This window comes from Chitinophagales bacterium, assembly GCA_041392475.1.
Taxonomy (GTDB): Bacteria; Bacteroidota; Bacteroidia; order Chitinophagales; family UBA2359; genus JAUHXA01.
This window is the reverse complement of record JAWKLZ010000002.1, coordinates 1,696,039-1,718,627: the sequence shown is the minus strand read 5'-3', so window position 1 is coordinate 1,718,627 and position 22,589 is coordinate 1,696,039. Positions and strand designations below refer to the sequence as shown.

Sequence of the window (22,589 nt, the reverse complement as noted above, 5' to 3'; positions counted from 1 at the left end):
AATGGTTTAAGCTAACCACACCCAAGTGGTATCCTTTGGTCCAAAAACTTGCGTATATCATTTTGTTCGTCAATATTTTTGAAGCCGTATTTTTCGATTTTATTGATGCCGATTACTTCAATGCGATATTAGGAGCGGGCGTAATGTTGAGCTTAAAAAGACCCAGTGCTTTTATTATCAATGAAGATTCCAAGTATAGAGACCTTGAGTATGATATATCTTTTGCATGGATGTTGGCATATTGTTTTTGGAATTGCTCTTTTGTCTATAATTTTGATGGAGGAGTGGCACTTCCTACAGCTTTTCTACACTTGGGACTACCGCTAATTGTGTCTTTTTTTCACCCCAAATTATTTATCCAAAATAGAATTTATTTTCTATTGTTCACCGTAGCTTATTTTGCGATAATTCCTCCCCAGAATCTTTATTTTAAATCGTCTATCTATGTTCCTTGGATTGCACATACATTGACTATCATAGGTTTTATATTTCTGGTCTTGGATATTTTTGGTAGGTATAAAAAAAGAGAAGTTGTCATTCACACATAGAATATTGTGTAATTTTCTTCAAACCAGTATTTACAAAACTACACACTGCTGCAATTAACACAAGTACGTTTAATTAATATTGAAGGTAATTGAACCACCTTTTTATATTTTTTTCATTCTAAAAAAATACCTACAACAGATGAAATCAAGCAATTCAATTATTAGTGAAAATGGGAAGCACCTACCTCTAAATGGAAAGAATATCGAAGGAATGAAGGCTTTAAATGGGCAACATAAATGCGAATGTGCTCATTCCTCCAATGAAGACGACGAATCTGATTTGATAGGAGATAGCCATTTTTTCACTTCTTTAAACACTCCATTACGCATCGATGCCTTTGAATTAGACGATACCAATAAAATTGCTCAAATAGCGGAGCACTTTGAAAGTATCATGAATATCCTCGGCTTAGATTTGACAGATGACAGCTTGAAGGGGACACCAAGAAGAGTAGCCAAAATGTATGTCAAGGAAATATTTAGTGGTTTGAATCCTGCGAATAAACCTGCTTATACACTTTTTGAAAACAAGTACGAATACGATGAAATGTTGGTAGAAAGAAACATTACTTTTCACTCCAACTGTGAACATCATTTTGTACCCATTATCGGAAAAGCCCACGTTGCCTACATCCCTGGTAATAAAGTAATAGGCTTGTCCAAAATCAACCGAATTGTCCAGTATTTCGCCAAACGCCCTCAGGTTCAAGAACGATTGACCATACAAATCGCCAATGAACTACGCACAGCCTTGGAAACTGACGATGTAGCAGTAATGTTAGAAGCAGACCACGCCTGCGTTATCACAAGAGGGATTGGAGATGTGAACAGTAGCACTGTAAGTTCTAAATATTATGGAAAATTTAACGATCCCGCTATCCGTAGAGAATTTTTGCTGTCTATTCACAACAAATAATCACACAAAAGCATAAGCCTGCTTTTGCAAAGGCAATGCACGAATCTGCTGACATGTTGTGGCAAAAATCGCATTGGTAAGGACAGGTGTAGCAGAGTGGTGCTAGGTTCTCCCATAACACTCAACAAAATATTTTAATTCATAATTTATTGATATTTAAATATAGATTCATTCGAATCATTTCATATTGTGGGAAATTATACTGCTCTACTTCCCTTTCTTTGAAGGTGATTTCGCCATACAAAGCAGCTATTATAATCCATAAATAATGGAACTCTCCAGTGGTCATCTTTGGGAGCATTGCAGAGGAAGGTCTAACCCGAAGTCTTGCAATATGACATCCGAAAAGGCTGTGGTTCGATTCCTCACAAAGTTATTGAACCACAGCGATAAGGCAGAAAAGCAACAACTCATCTCCAATTTTAAAAACGAATTGGATGAACTCTTTCAGAATCCTACCGAAAAAAGGGTTTTTAGTTATTTGGATTTGAGGTTGTGGATTGACAAAGAGGATTCTTAGCATCAACAAAAATGACTGCAAATCTGGTTGAGGACTTGTCATAACCATTTCCCCTCTCCCTTACTCCACTACCGTTCCATCCTCCACTATCAAGTCATACCGATACCCTGCTCCAAAATCCCTATTCAAGTTCAGCGTGCCCTTCATCGTTACCACTTGTCCCTCTTGTACTTGCAGAATCGAAGTCACCACAAAATCGTACTCATCCTTGCTGCCATCCTTGAGGTGAATCCAATTGCGGCCCATAATGTTGGGGTTAACCTTCACACATTCACCACTGATTTGCACCATTTTCCCGTCGTATTTTGCAGGGTTCGCCACGATTTCCGCAATTTTGGTTGAACCTTCTTTGGTGATGTTCCGATTGGAGTTTTCAATTGCAGCGTTTTTGGTACTTGGATTTTCATTTGGTAAAGACTCTTCAACGCTATGTGTTTCAATCGTTCCTTTTTCCATATTGCTTTGACCACCTCCATGATTTGCAGGCACAATCTTCGATACCAAATACACCTTGTCAAAGATTCGGTTGTATTCTTTACTTTCAAAATTGGTTTTCAGCAAACCACCTCGGTAAAAATAGGTTTCGCCCACTTGCACCTCTTGTTTTAGCGTTGCAATCCAAAATTTTTCTTCTCCCTCTCTCACATTTAGATACACATATTTGGAGGTTGGCAACACTTCTTCCACAAATACCGTGTGCATGTCATTACCAATAGAAGATGAAGGTGTGGTATTATCGGCAGAAGTAGTGAGTGTTTCTGTGTTCGCTTCATTTTCTTCTTCCGAAAAAATACCTGTGCTTTGTTGTCCGCTCATCTCTGTGGCATTATTGGCTGGAGCGATTACTTTTGGTTGGTTCTGGCAGCCTATTGCAGTTCCTACAATCACTGTAACCATTAATATTAATCTCAAACTATTGTATTTCATCTGTTTATTGTTTCTTTTTTTTGCTATCAAATCTTTTTACAATCTTGGCATTCACCCTATAATTATCTCTTGAAGTAGAGGAAGCCAACTCGCCCAAAATACTGAAAGTTAATTTCTTGCTCAACCGATAAGACAAATTTGCGCCATAATATTGCTGAGTACTCGTAAGCTCGCTGTTCAAATAATTGTATTGAGCAGTTCTAACATAAAAATCTCCATCTAATTTTTTCTTTATCAAAGCGCAAGAGTACCTGAATGACAAAATATTGCTATTCAGATAATTAGACTGGTTGTTATTGAAGTTGACAGACAACCTACCTCCAATAGAAGGAACTCTAGACAAACTCATAAAACCATTGATATTATTGGACTTATTTTGTTGATCGCTTTGAAACCTCATGCTGTAACTAGCTCCTAAATTGATGTACTTCAATGGCTTCACATTTGCCCTCAATCGAATCCCTTGGCGTGAAATATCATCTTCAAGCATTTGCTCAATTTCGGTTTTGAAGGTTTCGTAGTACAATATCCGCTTTCGGGCATCATAAGAAAGATTCACATCAAATTTTCGACTAAATCTATACCGAGCAGATACATACAAATTACTCAATCGAATATTTTGAACTGCCTGACCATTGATACTTTGATACAAATCCGCTTCAAAAGAACCAAACAAATTGAGTTTCTGATGAATCGTACTCGAATGTTGAAGGTAAGCATATCGCCTATCTATTCCTCCTCCATTTCTTTGTTCAAAAAAACCCAAGGTCGTCTTTGCCCTGATATTTTGGTTGTTTATTTGATTCCCAAAATACGCTCCATACTGCAAAAGGTTTGTATTCAAGCCATAATCAAATATGTCAGGGCGAAAACCTGCAAGAATTCCCGCATAATAATTTCCAAAATGTTTTTCCACCTGCAATCCATCTATCGCACCAATCGAAGAAGCATTGCTGTTGATTTTCCTTCCAATCGTCAAAGACGTGGTAGGATTCATATCATATCGAACAGCCAAATTATACACCCTAAAAAACTTTGTCTGACGACCACTCACATCTCCTTGCGGCAGAAAATTTTGGCGGTAATTTATATAAGACTCCAATGAAAACTTTGAATTGTTGATATTAGCTGCGTTCAAAGAAAAACGGTACATCATTCGATGCCTATTTTCACTCGTTGGAGAAATATTGCTATAACTTGCCGCCGAAATCCGCCCCCTAATTTTTTCTTCAAAAAGTGTTTTTTTGTCACTCGGCACTTCTTCAATAGGAGCTTCCTGTTCTTCAATATCTGCAATAGCAACTTCTTCCTCCACTTCTTTCACCGTCTCTACCTTCAAAAAATAATTAAACACAACCGCATCTTCTTTGCTCACCTCACATTCATTCACAGGCTCACAAACACATGAAGTAGAAGACTTTTGTTTGACAAGTAAACACGGCATATTCGCTCCATTCTTCAATAATTGCAGCGTATCCCCCACTGCAATTTGTTGTGTATCTTTAAATTTGACATAAATACTGTTGGAGGTAACAAAAGAAACTTTACCCGATAATTGTTCCGCCTTATCCTGAGCCATTAATCCCAAAGATAAGAACGAAACCAATAATGTAACAAATATCTTGAATTTCATTGTGTTGTGTTTTAAATTTGACTGCTAAAGACAGCCCATTTTCCTAATCATCTCCATCAGGATGGCAAGCCAAACAAGCATTGCTTTGATACTGATATCCATTGACCTCATCATGATCATTGTTCGTTTGGTTCGGCAAATGACAACCCAAACAACTGAATATCGCATAATTGCTAGGGTTCGTGTGACAATCCACACAGGCATCCCACTCATCTTCATGCTCACCTGAATAGATAGGGAAATATTGTGCATCATGGTTAAAAGTTGCTGGTTCCCATGCCGTTTGACTATGACAATCCGTACAATTGGTAGGAAATCCTGCTGCCGAGTGGTCAGGATCATTCGCACCATCATAATCCGCCTGATGACAACCCACACAAGTATTGGGCGTATTGTTGTAGTCTCCATTGTGGCAATCCACACAATCGTTGGCAATCACCGCATGCGCTCCATTCAAGGCATAAAAATCATCGTGTACTGCAAAACTCGCTGGCATCCAATCTGCATCTGTGGTATGACAAGTCGCACAATCCGTTGAAAGTCCCAATGTCGTGTGGTTCGGATTCATTGCCCCATCAAAATCCATTTGGTGACAATCCACACATGCCGTGGAAGTTCCTGCAAATCCATCTGCATGACAGTCCAAACACGCCACGCCAATGTGTTAATGGGAAAATTGGTGTTGTCGTGGTCAAATGCCGTGTCGGAATCCCCTGTCGGGTGACACGCCAAACAGGCTGTAATTGTAACCTCCCACGCCTGTATGTTCGTTGTCCGTTTCGGGGTTCGTGTGGCAAGAAGTACAAGTAAACTCTGCAAAATTATTGGGGTTGGTGTGGCAATGCACAGTCCGACCACTCGCCATCGTGTTCGCCTGAATAAATCGGGAAGTACAAATTATCGTGGTCAAATGTGGAAGGCTCCTGCCGTTTCACTGGCATGTCGCACAATCCGTTGAGAATCCTGCTGCCGAGTGGTCAGGGTGTGGTGCTGTCAAAGTCTGTTTGGTCACAAATTTGGTGTATTGTTGTAATATCGTTGTGACATGTTGCACAATCATTCGCAATTGTCGCCCATTCAAGGCATAAAAATCAATTGCAAAAGTCGCTGGCATCCAATCTGCATCTGTGGTATGACAAGTCGCACAATCCGTTGAAAGTCCCAATGTCGTGTGGTTCGGATTCATTGCCCCATCAAAATCCATTTGGTGACAATCCACACATGCCGTGGAAGTTCCTGCAAATCCATCTGCATGACAGTCCAAACACGCCACGCCAATGTGTTCACCCGCCAATGGGAAATTGGTGTTGTCGTGGTCAAATGTCGGAACTTGTCGGGTGACACGCCAAACAGGCTGTACTTTCGTGGTAATCCCACGCCTGTATGTTCGTTGTCGTTTCGGGGTTCGTGTGGCAATGTCCGTTTCGGGGTTCGTGTGGCAAGAAGTACAAGTAAACTCTGCAAAATTATTGGGGTTGGTGTGGCAATCCACACAGTCCGACCACTCGCCATCGTGTTCGCCTGAATAAATCGGGAAGTACAAATTATCGTGGTCAAATGTGCTTGAAGCCGTTTCACTGTGGCATGTCGCACAATCCGTTGAGAATCCTGCTGCCGAGTGGTCAGGGTCGGTGGTGCTGTCAAAGTCTGTTTGGTGACAACCCACACAAGTATTTGGTGTATTGTTGTAATCGCCGTTGTGACATGTTGCACAATCATTCGCAATTGCAGCATGCGCTCCATTCAAGGCATAAAAATCATCGTGTATTGCAAAAGTCGCTGGCATCCAATCTGCATCTGTGGTATGACAAGTCGCACAATCCGTTGAAAGTCCCAATGTCGTGTGGTTCGGATTCATTGCCCCATCAAAATCCATTTGGTGACAATCCACACATGCCGTGGAAGTTCCTGCAAATCCATCTGCATGACAGTCCAAACACGCCACGCCAATGTGTTCGTCAATGGGAAATTGGTGTTGTCGTGGTCAAATGCCGTGTCGGAATCCCCTGTCGGGTGACACGCCAAACAGGCTGTACTTTCGTAAGTGTAACCTCCCACGCCTGTATGTTCGTTGTCCGTTTCGGGGTTCGTGTGGCAAGAAGTACAAGTAAACTCTGCAAAATTATTGGGGTTGGTGTGGCAATCCACACAGTCCGACCACTCGCCATCGTGTTCGCCTGAATAAATCGGGAAGTACAAATTATCGTGGTCAAATGTGTCCCAAGCCGTTTCACTGTGGCATGTCGCACAATCCGTTGAGAATCCTGCTGCCGAGTGGTCAGGATCATTGGCACCATCATAATCCGTTTGATGACAACCCACACATTGGGCGTATTGTTGTAGTCCCATTGTGGCATGTTGCACAATCATTCGCAATTGCAGCATGCGCTCCATTCAAGGCATAAAAATCATCATGCACTGCAAAACTCGCTGGCATCCAATCTGCATCTGTGGTGTGACAAGTCGCACAATCCGTTGAAAGTCCCAATGTCGTGTGGTTCGGATTGACTGTTCCATCAAAATCCATTTGGTGACAATCCACACATGCCGTGGAAGTTCCTGCAAATCCATCTGCATGACAAGTCCAAACAAGCCACTCCAATGTGTTCACCCGTCAATGGAAAATTCGTGTTGTCGTGGTCAAAATTACCTGTTCCCCAACTATTTTCATTGTGACATGTTGCACAATCTGTTGAAAATCCTACCTGACTGTGGTTCGGATTGGTCGTGTTGTCAAAATCTGTTTGATGACAACCGACACAGGTATTGGGCATCTCCATTGTGGCAATCCACACAATCATTGGCGATAGCAGCATGCGCCCTGCCAAAACATAAAAATCATCGTGTATTGCAAAAGTCGCTGGCATCCAATCTGCATCTGTGGTATGACAAGTCGCACAATCCGTTGAAAGTCCCAATGTCGTGTGGTTCGGATTCATTGCCCCATCAAAATCCATTTGGTGACAATCCACACATGCCGTGGAAGTTCCTGCAAATCCATCTGCATGACAGTCCAAACAAGCCACGCCAATGTGTTCACCCGTCAATGGGAAATTGGTGTTGTCGTGGTCAAATGCCGTGTCGGAATCCCCTGTCGGGTGACACGCCAAACAGGCTGTACTTTCGTAAGTGTAACCTCCCACGCCTGTATGTTCGTTGTCCGTTTCGGGGTTCGTGTGGCAAGAAGTACAAGTAAACTCTGCAAAATTATTGGGGTTGGTGTGGCAATCCACACAGTCCGACCACTCGCCATCGTGTTCGCCTGAATAAATCGGGAAGTACAAATTATCGTGGTCAAATGTGGAAGGTTAAGCCGTTTCACTGTGGCATGTCGCACAATCCGTTGAGAATCCTGCTGCCGAGTGGTCAGGGTCGGTGGTGCTGTCAAAGTCTGTTTGGTGACAACCCACACAAGTATTTGGTGTATTGTTGTAATCGCCGTTGTGACATGTTGCACAATCATTCGCAATTGCAGCATGCGCTCCATTCAAGGCATAAAAATCATCATGCACTGCAAAACTCGCTGGCATCCAATCTGCATCTGTGGTGTGACAAGTCGCACAATCCGTTGAAAGTCCCAATGTCGTGTGGTTCGGATTGACTGTTCCATCAAAATCCATTTGGTGACAATCCACACATGCCGTGGAAGTTCCTGCAAATCCATCTGCATGACAGTCCAAACAAGCCACGCCAATGTGTTCACCCGTCAATGGAAAATTCGTGTTGTCGTGGTCAAATGCCGTATCGGAATCAACTATTTTCATTGTGACATGCCAAACAAGCCGTGCTTTGAAAATACCCATTCACTCCATTGTGTTCGGATTGGTCGTTTCGGGATTGGCGTGACAAGGTCACAGGTAAACTTGCAAAATTATTGGGGTTCGTGTGGCAGTCCACACAATCCGACCATTAGCAGCATGCGCCCCTGAATAAACATAAAATTGATTGTCGTGGTGCAAAAGTTTGCTCTGACCAATCTGCATCTTTTCATTGTGACACGAAGCGCAATCGGTTGAAAATCCTAATGACTGTGGTTCGGATTGGTCGTGTTGTCAAAATCTGTTTGATGACAACCCACAGGTATGGGGAAGTTGTTGTAATCTCCATTGTGACAGTCGCACAGCCACGCCAATGTGTTCACCATTTAATGGATTAGTATTCGTTGTGAATGTCAAAACTTGCGTCGGTTTCCAATTGGCATCTGTCGTATGACATGCCAAACACAATTTGGAAGTGTTCCCACGCCTGTATGTTGTTGTCCGTTTGGGTTCGTGTGGCAAGAAGTCAAGTGAAACTCTGCAAAATTATTGGGGTGGTGTGGCAATCCATCCATGTCCGACCACTCGCCATCGTGTTCGCCTGAATAAATCGGGAAATTCAAATTATCGTGGTCAAATACCTGAAGGGCCGTTTCATTGTGACATGTCGCACAATCCGTTGAGAATCCTGCTGCCGAGTGGTCAGGATCGGTGGTGCTGTCAAAATCTGTTTGGTGACAACCCACACAAGTATTTGGTGTATTGTTGTAATCGCCGTTGTGGCACAATCATTGGCAATTGCAGCATGCGCTCCATTCATGGATAAAAATCATCATGCACTGCAAAACTTGCTGGCATCCAATCTGCATCTGTGGTGTGACAAGTCGCACAATCCGTTGAAAGTCCCAATGTGTGGTTCGGATTCTGTTCCATCAAAATCCATTTGGTGACAATCCACAATGCCGTGGAAGTTCCTGCAAATCCATCTGCATGACAGTCCAAACAAGCCACGCCAATGTGTTCACCCGTCAATGGGAAATTGGTGTTGTCGTGGTCAAATGCCGTATTTGAATCCCCTGTCGGATGGCAAGCCAAACAAGCCGTGCTTTCATACACATACCCATTCACTCCATTGTGTTCGTTGTTCGTTTCGGGATTGGCGTGACAGGTCGTACAGGTAAACTCTGCAAAATTATTGGGGTTCGTGTGGCAGTCCACACAATCCGACCATTCCCCATCATGTTCGCCCGAATAAATCGGGAAGTATTGATTGTCGTGGTCGAAGTTTGCCTCTGACCAGTTCTGTTCATTGTGACACGAAGCGCAATCGGTTGAAAATCCTACTTGACTGTGGTTCGGATTGGTCGTGTTGTCAAAATCTGTTTGATGACAACCTACACAGGTATTGGGGGTGTTGTTGTAATCTCCATTGTGGCACGTTGCACAGTCATTGGCAATTGCAGCATGTGCGCCATTTAATGGATAGTATTCGTTGTGAATGTCAAAACTTGCGGGTTTCCAATCGGCATCTGTCGTATGACATGAAACACAATCGGTTGGAAGGTTCAACTCGGTGTGGTTGGGATTTACCGAACCATTGAAGTCCATTTGGTGACAATCCACACATGCCGTGGAAGTTCCTGCAAATCCATCTGCATGACAATCCAAACACGCCACGCCAATGTGTTCACCCGTCAATGGGAAATTCGTGTTGTCGTGGTCAAATGCCGTATCGGAATCACCCGTTGGATGGCAAGCCAAACAAGCCGTGCTTTCATACACATACCCATTCACTCCATTGTGTTCGTTGTTCGTTTCGGGAATCTGCAAAATTATTGGGGTTCGTGTGGCAATCCACACAATCCGACCATTCCCCATCATGTTCCCCAGAATAAATCGGGAAGTATTGATTGTCGTTCAGTTTGCGCTCTGACCAGTTCTGTTCATTGTGACACGAAGCACAATCTGTTGAAAACCCTACTTGACTGTGGTTCGGATTGGTCGTGTTGTCAAAATCTGTTTGATGGCAACCTACACAGGTATTGGGGGTGTTGTTGTAATCTCCGTTGTGACAAGTCGCACAGTCGTTGGCAATTGCAGCATGTGCGCCATTTAATGGATAGTATTCGTTGTGAATGTCAAAACTTGCGGGTTTCCAATCGGCATCTGTCGTATGACATGAAACACAATCGGTTGGAAGGTTCAACTCGGTGTGGTTCGGATTCGTTGAACCATCAAAATCCATTTGGTGACAATCCACACATGCCGTGGAAGTTCCTGCAAATCCATCTGCATGACAATCCAAACAAGCCACTCCAATGTGTTCACCCGTCAATGGGAAATTCGTGTTGTCGTGGTCAAAATTACCTGTTCCCCAGCTGTTTTCATTGTGACATGTTGCACAATCTGTTGAAAACCCTACTTGACTGTGGTTCGGATTGGTCGTGTTGTCAAAATCTGTTTGACACAACCCACACAGGTATTGGGGGTGTTGTTGTAATCGCCGTTGTGGCAAGTTACACTCGTTGGCGATTGCAGCATGCGCGCCATTTAATGGATAGTATTCGTTGTGAATGTCAAAACTTGCGGGTTTCCAATCGGCATCTGTGTATGACATGAAACACAATCGGTTGGCCACAATGTGTTCACCCGCCAAGGTTTCGGTGTGGTTCGGATTCGTTGCCGAACCATCAAAGTCCATTTGGTGACAATCCACACATTGACAGTCCAAACAAGCCACTCCAATGTGTTCACCCGTCAATGGGAAATTCGTGTTGTCGTGGTTAAATGATTCATTTGCATCCCCTGTCGGATGGCAAGCCAAACAAGCCGTGCTTTCATTACCCATTCACTCCATTGTGTTCGTTGTTCGTTTGTGTTGACAGGTCGTGCAGGTAAACTCTGCAAAATTATTGGGGTTCGTGTGGCAGTCCACACAATCCGACCATTCCCCATCATGTTCGCCCGAATAAATCGGGAAGTATTGATTGTCGTGGTCGAAGTTTGCCTCTGACCAGTTCTTTTCATTGTGACACGAAGCGCAATCGGTTGAAAATCCTACCTGACTGTGGTTCGGATTGGTCGTGTTGTCAAAATCCGTTTGATGGCAACCTACACAGGTATTGGGGGTGTTGTTGTAATCTCCATTGTGACAAGTCGCACAGTCATTGGCAATTGCAGCATGTGCGCCATTTAATGGATAGTATTCGTTGTGGATGTCAAAGCTTGCTGGCTTCCAGTCTGCTTCGGTGGTGTGGCAAGTCGCACAATCGGTTGGAAGGTTCAACTCGGTGTGGTTTGGATTCACCGAACCATTGAAGTCCATTTGGTGACAATCCACACATGCCGTGGAAGTTCCTGCAAATCCATCTGCATGACAGTCCAAACAAGCCACTCCAATATGTTCACCCGTCAATGGAAAATTCGTGTTGTCGTGGTCAAATGCCGTATCGGAATCCGTTGGATGGCAAGCCAAACAAGCCGTGCTTTCATACACATACCCATTCACTCCATTGTGTTCGTTGTTCGTTTCGGGATTGGCGTGACAGGTCGTGCAGGTAAACTCTGCAAAGTTGTTCGGGTTCGTGTGGCAGTCCACACAATCCGACCATTCCCCATCATGTTCCCCAGAATAAATCGGGAAGTATTGATTGTCGTGGTCGAAGTTTGCCTCTGACCAGTTCTGTTCATTGTGACACGAAGCGCAATCGGTTGAAAACCCTACTTGACTGTGGTTCGGATTGGTCGTGTTGTCAAAATCCGTTTGATGGCAACCTACACAGGTATTGGGGGTGTTGTTGTAATCTCCATTGTGACAAGTCGCACAGTCATTGGCAATTGCAGCATGTACGCCATTTAATGGATAGTATTCGTTGTGGATGTCAAAGCTTGCTGGCTTCCAGTCTGCTTCGGTGGTGTGGCAAGTCGCACAATCGGTTGGAAGGTTCAACTCGGTGTGGTTTGGATTCACCGAACCATTGAAGTCCATTTGGTGACAATCCACACATGCCGTGGAAGTTCCTGCAAATCCATCTGCATGACAGTCCAAACAAGCCACTCCAATATGTTCACCCGTCAATGGAAAATTCGTGTTGTAGTGGTCAAAATTACCTGTTCCCCAACTATTTTCATTGTGACATGTTGCACAATCTGTTGAAAATCCTACCTGACTGTGGTTCGGATTGGTCGTGTTGTCAAAATCTGTTTGATGACAACCCACACAGGTATTGGGGGTGTTGTTGTAATCTCCATTGTGACAAGTCGCACAGTCATTGGCAATTGCAGCATGTGCGCCATTTAATGGATAGTATTCGTTGTGAATGTCAAAACTTGCGGGTTTCCAATTGGCATCTGTCGTATGACATGAAACACAATCGGTTGGAAGGTTCAACTCGGTGTGGTTTGGATTCACCGAACCATTGAAGTCCATTTGGTGACAATCCACACATGCCGTTGAAGTCCCTGCAAATCCATCCGCATGACAATCCAAACAAGCCACTCCAATGTGTTCACCCGTCAATGGGAAATTCGTGTTGTCGTGGTCAAATGCCGTATCGGAATCCCCTGTCGGGTGACACGCCAAACAGGCTGTACTTTCGTAAGTGTAACCTCCCACGCCTGTGTGTTCGTTGTCCGTTTCGGGGTTCGTGTGGCAAGTTGTGCAGGTAAATTCTGCAAAATTATTGGGGTTGGTGTGGCAGTCCACACAATCCGACCATTCCCCATCATGTTCCCCAGAATAAATCGGGAAGTATTGATTGTCGTGGTCGAAGTTTGCCTCTGACCAGTTCTGTTCATTGTGACACGAAGCGCAATCGGTTGAAAACCCTACTTGACTGTGGTTCGGATTGGTCGTGTTGTCAAAATCCGTTTGATGACAACCCACACAGGTATTGGGGGTGTTGTTGTAATCTACATTGTGACAAGTCGCACAGTCATTGGCAATTGCAGCATGTGCGCCATTTAATGGATAGTATTCGTTGTGAATGTCAAAACTTGCGGGTTTCCAATCGGCATCTGTCGTATGACATGAAACACAATCGGTTGGAAGGTTCAACTCGGTGTGGTTGGGATTTACCGAACCATTGAAGTCCATTTGGTGACAATCCACACATGCCGTGGAAGTTCCTGCAAATCCATCTGCATGACAGTCCAAACACGCCACGCCAATGTGTTCACCCGCCAATGGGAAATTCGTGTTGTCGTGGTCAAAATTACCTGTTCCCCAGCTGTTTTCATTGTGACATGTTGCACAATCTGTTGAAAACCCTACTTGACTGTGGTTCGGATTGGTCGTGTTGTCAAAATCTGTTTGATGGCAACCTACACAGGTATTGGGGGTGTTGTTGTAATCGCCGTTGTGGCAAGTCGTACACTCGTTGGCGATTGCAGCATGTGCGCCATTTAATGGATAGTATTCGTTGTGGATGTCAAAGCTTGCGGGTTTCCAATCGGCATCTGTCGTATGACATGAAACACAATCGGTTGGAAGGTTCAACTCGGTGTGGTTGGGATTTACCGAACCATTGAAGTCCATTTGGTGACAATCCACACATGCCGTGGAAGTTCCTGCAAATCCATCTGCATGACAATCCAAACAAGCCACTCCAATGTGTTCACCCGTCAATGGAAAATTCGTGTTGTCGTGGTCAAATGCCGTGTCGGAATCCCCTGTCGGGTGACACGCCAAACAGGCTGTACTTTCGTAAGTGTAACCTCCCACGCCTGTGTGTTCGTTGTCCGTTTCGGGGTTCGTGTGGCAAGTTGTGCAGGTAAATTCTGCAAAATTATTGGGGTTGGTGTGGCAATCCACACAATCCGACCATTCCCCATCATGTTCCCCAGAATAAATCGGGAAGTATTGATTGTCGTGGTCGAAGTTTGCCTCTGACCAGTTCTGTTCATTGTGACACGAAGCGCAATCGGTTGAAAACCCTACTTGACTGTGGTTCGGATTGGTCGTGTTGTCAAAATCCGTTTGATGACAACCCACACAGGTATTGGGGGTGTTGTTGTAATCTCCATTGTGACAAGTCGCACAGTCATTGGCAATTGCAGCATGTGCGCCATTTAATGGATAGTATTCGTTGTGGATGTCAAAGCTTGCTGGTTTCCAATCGGCATCTGTCGTATGACATGAAACACAATCGGTTGGAAGGTTCAACTCGGTGTGGTTCGGATTCGTTGCCCCATCAAAATCCATTTGGTGACAATCCACACAAGCCGTGGAAGTTCCTGCAAATCCATCTGCATGACAGTCCAAACAAGCCACTCCAATGTGTTCACCCGTCAATGGGAAATTGGTGTTGTCGTGGTTAAATGATTCATTTGCATCCCCTGTCGGATGGCAAGCCAAACAAGCGGTACTTTTGTAAATATAACCTCCTACCGCTACGTGTTGGTTGGCTGTTTCAACGTTGGTATGACAAGTGGTACAGGTAAAATCTGCATAGTCATTTGGATTTGTATGACATTCTATACATTCACTCCATTCGCCATCGTGTGCGCCTGAATAAATCGGGAAGTATTGGCTGTCATGGTCGAAAGTGGCTGGCTGCCAAGTGTTTTCGCTGTGACAAGAAGCGCAGTCTGTCGAGAAACCTGCTTGGTTGTGGTTGGGATTGGTGGTGTTGTCGAAGTCGGTTTGGTGGCAACCGACACATGTATTGGGGGTGTTGTTGTAATCGCCGTTGTGGCAAGTCGCACACTCGTTGGCGATTGCAGCATGTGCACCGAGTAAAGGATGGTATTTGTAATGTATATCAAAAGTTGCAGGCATCCAGTCTGCTTCCGTTGTGTGACAAGCATTGCAATCAACAGGAATGTCTAAATTTATATGGTTTGGGTTGGCTGCATTGGAATAATCTATCTTATGGCAATTCGCACAAACCATTGAAGTACCTTCAAAACCATTGGTATGACAGTCTAAACAAGCTACTCCAATGTGTTCTCCTGTTAGTGGGAAATCAGTATTGTCGTGGTCAAAAGCTGTATCTGCATCTCCTGCTGGGTGACACGCCAAACAAGCCGTGCTTTCATAAGTATAGCCTCCTACATTTATATGCTGGTTATCTGTTTCGGGATTAGCATGACAGGTAACACAGGTAAATTCTGAGTAGTTGTTCGGGTCGGTGTGACAGTCTATACACGCACTCCATTCGCCTTCGTGCGCCCCAGAATAAATCGGAAACGATTGGCTGTCATGGTCGAAAGTGGCAGATGTCCAATTTTCTTCATTGTGGCAAGAAGCACAATCGGTTGAAAAACCTGCTTGACTGTGGTTGGGATTGGTGGTATTGTCAAAATCCGTTTGGTGACAACCGACACAGGTATTGGGGGTGTTGTTGTAGTCTCCGTTATGGCAAGTGGCACATTCATTGGCGATGGCGGCATGAGCACCATTCAAGGGGTAGTATTCGTTATGGATGTCAAAACTTGCAGGTTTCCACTCCAAATCGGTGGTGTGACAACTCGCACAGTCTGTAGGGATATTCAGTTCAGTATGGTTGGGATTAGCGGTTTTATTGAAGTCTAATTGGTGGCAACTCACACAATCAGGGGATGTGTCCGAAAAATTATCAGTTAAATGGCATTGTTTACAGTCTTGAATGTCATGGGCGAGAGTAAGCGGGAAAAAGTTGTGGTTGCTGATAATGTCTGTTTCCCAGCCGTTTTGTAAAGGATTGTGGCAATCAATGCAGTTGGTAGAAAAATCTACTTCCTTATGGTTGGGTTCAGTAGTATTGAGATAGTCTTCCAAATGGCAACTGATACAGTCATTGCCGATTCTGCCAAATCTCAAATTGGTTTCGGATGAATGGCAGTCAACGCAGCTTAGACCGCCATGCGCTCCCATCAAAGGAAATCCATTTTCTTCATGTATTTCGGGAATGTTGTCGACCAGCCAATTTTGAGAGGTGTGACACCTTGCACAATCATTGCCGCCTGACATATTGTGAACATCCGTATGGCAATCAATACATTGGGTGGGAGCTTCGTCAAAAATAAGTGTGGTATGGCAGGTTTTGCAGTCGACAGTGAGGTGAACGCCTTGTAAGACAAAACGGGTAGTATCATGGTCAAATCGGAAGGTATCGATGTTGATAGCCCAGGTAGAGGGATTATGACAAGTCGCACAGTCCACCTTAAACGATTCACCGTGAGGAGATTGAGCATATATTTGGACAAATCCAAATACAATACATATTATGAACACAAGTCTATGCACTCTATTTTTGCCGATTTGGTATTAAAATATACTATATCTGTCTATTTTTTTGAAAAAATATGCTTATTCTTATTCTCTTCCATCAGGGTGACACCTATAACATTCTGTGCTGATGTATTGATAGTTATTCTCCTCATCGTGGTCTTTATCTACTTCGTTTTTGTTACTGTGTTTGTGGCAGTTAATACAACTGAACGCAGAATAGTCATTTGGATTGGTATGGCAGTCTATACACGCATCCCATTCATTTTTATGTTCGCCCGAATAAATCGGAAAATATTGATCATCGTGGTCGAAAGTAGCGGGTTCCCATGCTGATTCATTGTGACACTGCAAGCAGTCCGTTGGAAACCCCGAAGCACTGTGGTTCGGTGTTGCAGTGTTGTAATCTGATTGATGGCAACCAAAACAGGTATTTGGTGTATTGTTGTAATCTCCATTGTGGCAAACAGCGCAGTCATTGGCGATTGCAGCATGAGCACCATTCAAAGGGTGATAGTTGTTGTGAATGTCAAAACTTGCGGGTTTCCAATCGGCTTCAGTGGTGTGGCAAGCGATGCAATCAGTAGGAATGTTTAATGCCATATGGTTTGGATTGACAGAAGCATTGAAATCGGTTTGGTGACAATCCACACAAGCCGTTGAAGTACCTGCAAAACCGTCTGCATGACATTTCAAACAGTCGACTCCAATGTGTTCGCCCGTCAAGGGGAAATTGGTCAAATCATGGTCAAATGTATCGTCTGAATCTCCTGTAGGATGGCAAGCAAGGCAGGCATTGCTTTCATACGAATAGCCTGTTATTCCTGTATGTTGATTGTTTGTTTCGGGATTGGCGTGGCAAGTGACGCAGGTGAATTCTGCAAAGTTGTTGGGATTGGTATGGCAGTCGATACATGCGCTCCATTCCCCTTCATGTGTACCCGAATAAATAGGGAAAAAGTTGGCATCGTGATCTACTGCAATGTCTGCATCTCCGTTGGGGTGACAAGCCAAACAAGCATTGTCGACATACAAATATCCTCCTATTCCATTGTGAACATTGTCTGTTTCGGGATTGGCGTGACAAGTCGTACAGGTAAATTCACTGTAATCACTTGGATTGAGGTGGCAGTCTATACAGTCCATCCATTCTCCTTTGTGAGTACCCGAATAAATCGGAAAGTGCTGTTCGTCATGCGCCAAATAGGAAGCAGGTTGCCAATTCAAATCAGTGGTATGACAACTGACACAGTCTGTTGATAGATTGGCTGCTTGGTGATTGGGGTTTGCAGTGTTTTCATAATCCGTTGTATGACAACTCACACAATCCGATGTAATGTCTGAATAATCATTGGGGTTGTGGCATTGCGTACAATCTTGAATATCATGTCCTTTGGTAAGTGGGAAAAAGTCGTGGCTGCCTATATTGTCAGTTTCCCAGCCGTTGTAAAGCGGATTGTGACAGTCGCTGCAATTGGTAGAAAAATTTGAAGTGATATGGTTGGGACTTATTGTATTGGCATAATCCTCCTGATGGCAACTGATACAGTCATTGCCGACTCGGTCAAACCTCAAATTGGTCTCGGATAAATGACAGTCGACACAGCTTAGATTGCCGTGTGCGCCCATCAGTGGGAATCCATTTTCTTCGTGTATTTCGGGAATGTTGTCAACCAACCAATTTTGAGCGGTATGACATCTGGCACAATCGTTTCCAACAGACATGCTGTGTATGTCCTGATGGCAATCAATACATTGGGAAGGAGCTTCGTCAAAAACCAAGGAAGTATGGCAAGTTTTGCAGTCAATAACAAGGTGAACGCCCTCCAATGCAAAACTGGTGGTGTCGTGGTCAAATTGGAAGGTGTCGATGTTGATGGCCCAAGTTGAAGGTGTATGACAAGTTGCACAGTTCACCTGAAACGAATCTCCGTGAGGAGATTGAGCCAATACTTGGACGAAAACCAGTACAAATCCTATTATTGATGACAGTCTATACACTCAAATTTTTCTATTTTGTATTCAATGATGGTTTCACCACTGACTACTATGGGTTTGTGACATTCTTTGCAGTCTATTTCGGCATGTTTTCCTTCAAGGGCAAACGCCGTTTCATCGTGATTGAAGAGCGTAGGAAACCAACTCTCTGAATCATGGCACCTTTTGCAGTCCGTCACTCCTTCAATTTCAAACTGCGTATCGTGTACATTCTCATGGCATTGGATACAGTCGTTGTTCAAGTCATTGAAGGATTGGACAAATTCACCTTCTATTTCTGCCATTTTGAAATGACAATCCCGACAATCTACTTCAATGTGTTTGCCCTCCAATGCCCAGTCTGTGAGGCTATGGTCAAAATCAACGCTTGCCCAAGTATCGTTGATGTGGCAAACCGCACAATCGTTTTCGGGATAATATTCTTCACCGATATAGCCTTCGTGAATGTCTTGGTGGCAATCCACACAGGTCGAACCAATCTCTCTAAATCTCCACCTATTGTCCTCCTCGCTGACATGACACGCAAAACAAGGCGTTGCAAGGTGCGCTCCTTCAAGCGGAAACGAGCTTTCTTGGTGTCGTTCGATGGTGTATAAACTATAATCAAATCCCCGCTCCAATGAATGACAGTCCACACAATCAGGCGACACATGGTTTTCTGCTGCAAATTCGCCTCTATGATAGTCATCGTGGCAGTTTTTACAGGCTGAAAAATCAATGGCTACCGAATACCGCCCCGTATGACACTGCTTACAATCCACTCCAATGTGTTTTCCTTCAAGAGGATAGTCGGTTTGGTTGTGGTCAAAAGAATTCATATTGAGCGACAAAAAACTGGATTCATCGTGGCATTTGGCACAGTCGTTTCCGAATTTTCCCTCATGCACATCCTCGTGACAGACTGCACATTGATTTTCGGTGACTCCTTCTCTATCTGCAAAAATCAGTTTTGGGTCGTTTTTATTTTCGTGGCAACTGAAGCAATCCACCGATTGATGGCTACCTTTCAGCCTAAAATCAGTCGTATTGTGATTGAAGGTCTTTGTGCCTGTGAAAATGGAAAAAGACTTTTCGGTATGGCACTGACTGCATTTTCCTTCAATTCTATCATCGTGCGGGTCATCGTGACAAGCAATGCAATCATTGAAGGGAATGTCTGTGAATTTTTGAAATTCCACCCCGTTTCTGGTCGCAATCGGATGACATTCTTTACACTCTACTTCAATATGTTTGCCCTTCAATTTATAATCCGCATCGTTGTGGTCAAACTTTGGCGCAGGTCTAAAGGCTTCAATGTCATGGCAAGACCGACAATCGTTTGGCAAAGTGCCTTGATGATAATCGTCGTGACAAGCCAAACATTCCTGACTCAATCCGAGAAAAGTATCTTTTCGCTGTCTAATCTCTCTATCTTTAATGTAATCTGGCGTATGGCAAGCCCGACAATCTATCACTCCGTGTTGCCCCTCCAATTCGTAGCCCGTTAGGTCGTGATTGAAGTTATCCTCATCGAAGCGAACCATGTCAAACTTTCTACCGTGGTGATCGCTATGACAGTCAAAACATTCTTTGGATTTCACCTCTCTGCTCGCATGATAGCCTTTTCGTTGGTCTATCAAACTTTGAATCTCTGAATGGCAATCCAAACACTTTGCACTCGAAACGGATTTGCCCAAATCATGGCATTTCGTACAGTTCGTAATTCCCTCCAATTCGGCATGACCTTGCGCCAAATCGCCTGGCGATAGCTGGGCAAAAGCTAAGTTTGCGGAAAGCAACAAGAGGGTGATATGTAAGAAATGCCTTGTCAAATGATTTTATTTGTATTTTTTTACAATATATCCAAACCGCTTGGTGATTTCGACACCTGCTTTTTGCAGAAAACCCGTAGGCAACTCTCCTCCTGCAAAAATATATACCAAGTCATTCGCCAATTGTCGGCTCTCTCCATTCGCTCCAATGCCCATCAACACAGACTGTTCGCTAATAGAAATAAGATTGGAGTTGTAAATCACAGCAAGTGAACCATCTTCAATCGCCTTCAATATATTCTCCCTGTTCTTGGGCTTCAATCTCGAAAATTTCTCCTTTCTATAAGAAAGTGTCACCTCATTTGTATCCTTCAATAAAAGAGCCGATTCAATGGCAGAATCACCTCCACCAACCACTATCACTTTTTTACCTTCAATCCTTTCAGGCTCCAACAAACGATAGGCAACTTTTTGCAGTCCTTCGCCAGAGACATTCAACTTTCGAGGACTACCTCTACGTCCAATGGCAAGCAATACATTGTTAGTTAAGTAGATATCTCCATTTGCAGTGACGACCTTGAAGGTGTCGTCTGATTGAGGAACAACCGACTCGACCTTTGTCTTTTCATGAATTTTCAAGTCATATTCAGCAATCACCTTGTGCCACAATTGCAGCAATTCATCCTTTGAAGTATTGAATAATTTGACCTTGCCATACATCGGCAAATTCATAGGCGAAGTCATGACTATTTTTGCCCTTGGAAAAGTGTAAACCGTTCCCCCTAAAGAATCTTGCTCCAAAGTAATGGCAGACAATCCGTGTTTTTTTGCAGCAAGCGTGGCGGAAATGCCTGCTGGGCCTGCGCCAATAATAACCACATCTAGTATGCCTTGCTTTGAAGGTTTGTTGCTTTTGACCATATAGCCAATCGCCTGTTCTCCTTGCTCCACGCTGTTTCTAATCAATCCCATACCTCCCAACTCTCCTGCAATGTAAATACCTCGGATATTGGTCTCGAAATTTTTGTTGAGGTGCGGCAAATCCACGCCCCTCGTTTCCGTGCCTATACGAAGTGAAATCGCTTCCACAGGACAAGCATGAAAACAGGCTCCATGTCCTACACAATGTGAAGTTTGAATAACCGTTGCTTTTCCGTCAATGATGCCCAATATGTCTTTTTCGGGACAAGCTGTTACACACGCAGCACTGCCGATGCAGGTATTGAGGTCAATGAAAGGATGCAGCGAAATGGGCTCAAACAAACCTTCTTCTTTGGCAATCGCTACCTTGTGTTCTATCTTCAAAGAACTCTTTTTTTGTGCTCTTAAATAGAGGTATATAGTGATGGCACACAATAAAAAAACCACCCCATATATGGCTATTTGTTCTATCAATACTTCCATCAGAATATCCATTTGTTTCCAAATGCTAGCGAAACGCCCACGTGGATAACCACAATGATGAGCATAATCAAGGCAAAAGGAAGGTGAGCAACATGCCAATACTTAAAGAGGTTTTGCATGGTTTGTAGCCTTGCAATCTTATTGGACAGCGATATTTCATTTTTAATCATTTTTAGGATATTCTTCCTTTCTTTTTGGGGTAAATCCTTTTTTTTCAAAACATTGTTAATCATTCTGATGGACTTTTTGTCTGCAAAGTATTTTCCGATAAAAGAAATATTGCCTGAGGCTGTGGTATTATCACCCGTAGCCTGTGCAATCAACTGCATGAAAGAGGTATCCAGTTCAAAACGCTCTGTAAGGGTATGTCCCAAATCTGTTTTCATATTCTGTACTTCACTTAGACTCAATGCTCTTCCGTCAATGGTATGTGGTATTTGTATGTAAATGAACCGTCCTATAAAACCACTTGCAACGACTGCGACCATGCTCCAAAAAGCAATAGATACGATTCCTCCAAATTTGAAGGCTGTATGAAAAAGCACTAAAATTGGCCCTAAAAGGCACAAGAAAATGTGAAATTCCAACAGGTATTTGAGTCGTATGATGGATGATAAAAAACCATAGCGTTTTCGGAGGATGTAAATCACTACTCCAAACAGAATCATTAGTGTACCTATAATCCCTAATCCATGCCCAAAAAGACCACTGGGTTTGAACCAATCGTGGTTTGGAACATAGAATCGCTCTTCCAACGGTGCTTGGTAGTAGTCGTAACCGACATAACCTAGATAAACCGTTGTGATAATGACGATAAGAGCCATTGTGCCGATATAGGCAGTGTGAATATTTTTTTTGAGGCCTTCACTCATGCCACAAATATATGGTGGGGAGGTACTTTTTGCTAACCGAATTGTAGGGTAAT

The 22,589-nt window shown here is 43.6% G+C and carries 21 protein-coding genes; 3 read left to right on the top strand and 18 right to left on the bottom strand.

The window, feature by feature from the left end:
• Positions 1–35: 35 nt before the first annotated feature.
• The 3 genes from R3E32_20270 (at position 36) to R3E32_20260 (ending at position 1,984) form a co-directional block, all read left to right on the top strand.
• On the top strand, positions 36–548 hold the full coding sequence (locus R3E32_20270) for a hypothetical protein (protein ID MEZ4887077.1): 513 nt from the start codon (positions 36–38) through the stop codon (positions 546–548).
• 139 nt (positions 549–687) lie between these two features.
• Positions 688–1,464, top strand: a complete 777-nt coding sequence (folE, locus tag R3E32_20265; protein ID MEZ4887076.1) for a GTP cyclohydrolase I FolE — start codon at positions 688–690, stop codon at positions 1,462–1,464.
• A 268-nt stretch (positions 1,465–1,732) separates the two neighbouring features.
• Positions 1,733–1,984: a hypothetical protein gene (locus R3E32_20260; protein ID MEZ4887075.1), complete on the top strand. Its 252-nt coding sequence runs from the start codon at positions 1,733–1,735 to the stop codon at positions 1,982–1,984.
• Positions 1,985–2,044: 60 nt separating this feature from the next.
• Here the strand turns inward: R3E32_20260 and R3E32_20255 are convergent, their stop codons facing one another.
• The 18 genes from R3E32_20255 to R3E32_20170 all read right to left on the bottom strand — a co-directional run bounded on the left by R3E32_20255 (position 2,045) and on the right by R3E32_20170 (position 22,536).
• Positions 2,045–2,911: a GW dipeptide domain-containing protein gene (locus tag R3E32_20255; protein ID MEZ4887074.1), complete on the bottom strand. Its 867-nt coding sequence runs from the start codon at positions 2,909–2,911 to the stop codon at positions 2,045–2,047.
• A gap of 4 nt (positions 2,912–2,915) precedes the next feature.
• The gene (locus R3E32_20250) at positions 2,916–4,544 is read right to left on the bottom strand and encodes a hypothetical protein (GenBank protein MEZ4887073.1); all 1,629 of its coding nucleotides are present in this window, start codon (positions 4,542–4,544) and stop codon (positions 2,916–2,918) included.
• Positions 4,545–4,587: 43 nt separating this feature from the next.
• Entirely contained in the window at positions 4,588–5,199 is a 612-nt protein-coding gene (locus R3E32_20245; GenBank protein MEZ4887072.1) for a cytochrome c3 family protein, read from the bottom strand.
• A 36-nt stretch (positions 5,200–5,235) separates the two neighbouring features.
• Positions 5,236–5,454, bottom strand: coding sequence for a hypothetical protein (locus R3E32_20240; protein ID MEZ4887071.1), 219 nt, complete (start codon positions 5,452–5,454; stop codon positions 5,236–5,238).
• A gap of 21 nt (positions 5,455–5,475) precedes the next feature.
• On the bottom strand, positions 5,476–6,489 hold the full coding sequence (locus R3E32_20235; GenBank protein MEZ4887070.1) for a cytochrome c3 family protein: 1,014 nt from the start codon (positions 6,487–6,489) through the stop codon (positions 5,476–5,478).
• Positions 6,399–6,893, bottom strand: a complete 495-nt coding sequence (locus R3E32_20230; protein ID MEZ4887069.1) for a cytochrome c3 family protein — start codon at positions 6,891–6,893, stop codon at positions 6,399–6,401. Before R3E32_20230 ends, R3E32_20235 begins: the two co-directional genes overlap by 91 nt.
• Positions 6,841–7,086 carry a hypothetical protein gene (locus R3E32_20225; protein ID MEZ4887068.1) on the bottom strand — a complete coding sequence of 82 codons (246 nt, stop codon included), beginning with the start codon at positions 7,084–7,086 and terminating at the stop codon, positions 6,841–6,843. Before R3E32_20225 ends, R3E32_20230 begins: the two co-directional genes overlap by 53 nt.
• Positions 7,061–7,828, bottom strand: coding sequence for a hypothetical protein (locus R3E32_20220; protein MEZ4887067.1), 768 nt, complete (start codon positions 7,826–7,828; stop codon positions 7,061–7,063). Before R3E32_20220 ends, R3E32_20225 begins: the two co-directional genes overlap by 26 nt.
• Positions 7,829–7,852: 24 nt before the next feature.
• The gene (locus R3E32_20215; GenBank protein MEZ4887066.1) at positions 7,853–8,347 is read right to left on the bottom strand and encodes a hypothetical protein; all 495 of its coding nucleotides are present in this window, start codon (positions 8,345–8,347) and stop codon (positions 7,853–7,855) included.
• A gap of 218 nt (positions 8,348–8,565) precedes the next feature.
• Entirely contained in the window at positions 8,566–8,688 is a 123-nt protein-coding gene (locus R3E32_20210; GenBank protein MEZ4887065.1) for a hypothetical protein, read from the bottom strand.
• Positions 8,689–8,715: 27 nt separating this feature from the next.
• Positions 8,716–9,090, bottom strand: coding sequence for a hypothetical protein (locus tag R3E32_20205; GenBank protein ID MEZ4887064.1), 375 nt, complete (start codon positions 9,088–9,090; stop codon positions 8,716–8,718).
• A 28-nt stretch (positions 9,091–9,118) separates the two neighbouring features.
• Positions 9,119–10,132, bottom strand: a complete 1,014-nt coding sequence (locus R3E32_20200; GenBank protein MEZ4887063.1) for a cytochrome c3 family protein — start codon at positions 10,130–10,132, stop codon at positions 9,119–9,121.
• Positions 10,077–11,150 (bottom strand): cytochrome c3 family protein, encoded by a 1,074-nt coding sequence (locus R3E32_20195; protein ID MEZ4887062.1) that lies wholly within the window; start codon positions 11,148–11,150, stop codon positions 10,077–10,079. Before R3E32_20195 ends, R3E32_20200 begins: the two co-directional genes overlap by 56 nt.
• On the bottom strand, positions 11,151–16,517 hold the full coding sequence (locus R3E32_20190; GenBank protein ID MEZ4887061.1) for a cytochrome c3 family protein: 5,367 nt from the start codon (positions 16,515–16,517) through the stop codon (positions 11,151–11,153).
• A gap of 81 nt (positions 16,518–16,598) precedes the next feature.
• A complete protein-coding gene (locus R3E32_20185; protein MEZ4887060.1) occupies positions 16,599–18,512 on the bottom strand; it encodes a cytochrome c3 family protein in 1,914 nt (637 codons plus the stop codon).
• Positions 18,491–20,320 carry a hypothetical protein gene (locus R3E32_20180; protein MEZ4887059.1) on the bottom strand — a complete coding sequence of 610 codons (1,830 nt, stop codon included), beginning with the start codon at positions 20,318–20,320 and terminating at the stop codon, positions 18,491–18,493. The genes R3E32_20185 and R3E32_20180 overlap by 22 nt, the downstream gene beginning before the upstream one ends.
• A 6-nt stretch (positions 20,321–20,326) precedes the next feature.
• Positions 20,327–21,664: an NAD(P)-binding domain-containing protein gene (locus R3E32_20175; GenBank protein ID MEZ4887058.1), complete on the bottom strand. Its 1,338-nt coding sequence runs from the start codon at positions 21,662–21,664 to the stop codon at positions 20,327–20,329.
• A complete protein-coding gene (locus tag R3E32_20170) occupies positions 21,664–22,536 on the bottom strand; it encodes a hypothetical protein (protein ID MEZ4887057.1) in 873 nt (290 codons plus the stop codon). The genes R3E32_20175 and R3E32_20170 overlap by 1 nt, the downstream gene beginning before the upstream one ends.
• Between the last annotated feature and the right edge of the window lie 53 nt (positions 22,537–22,589).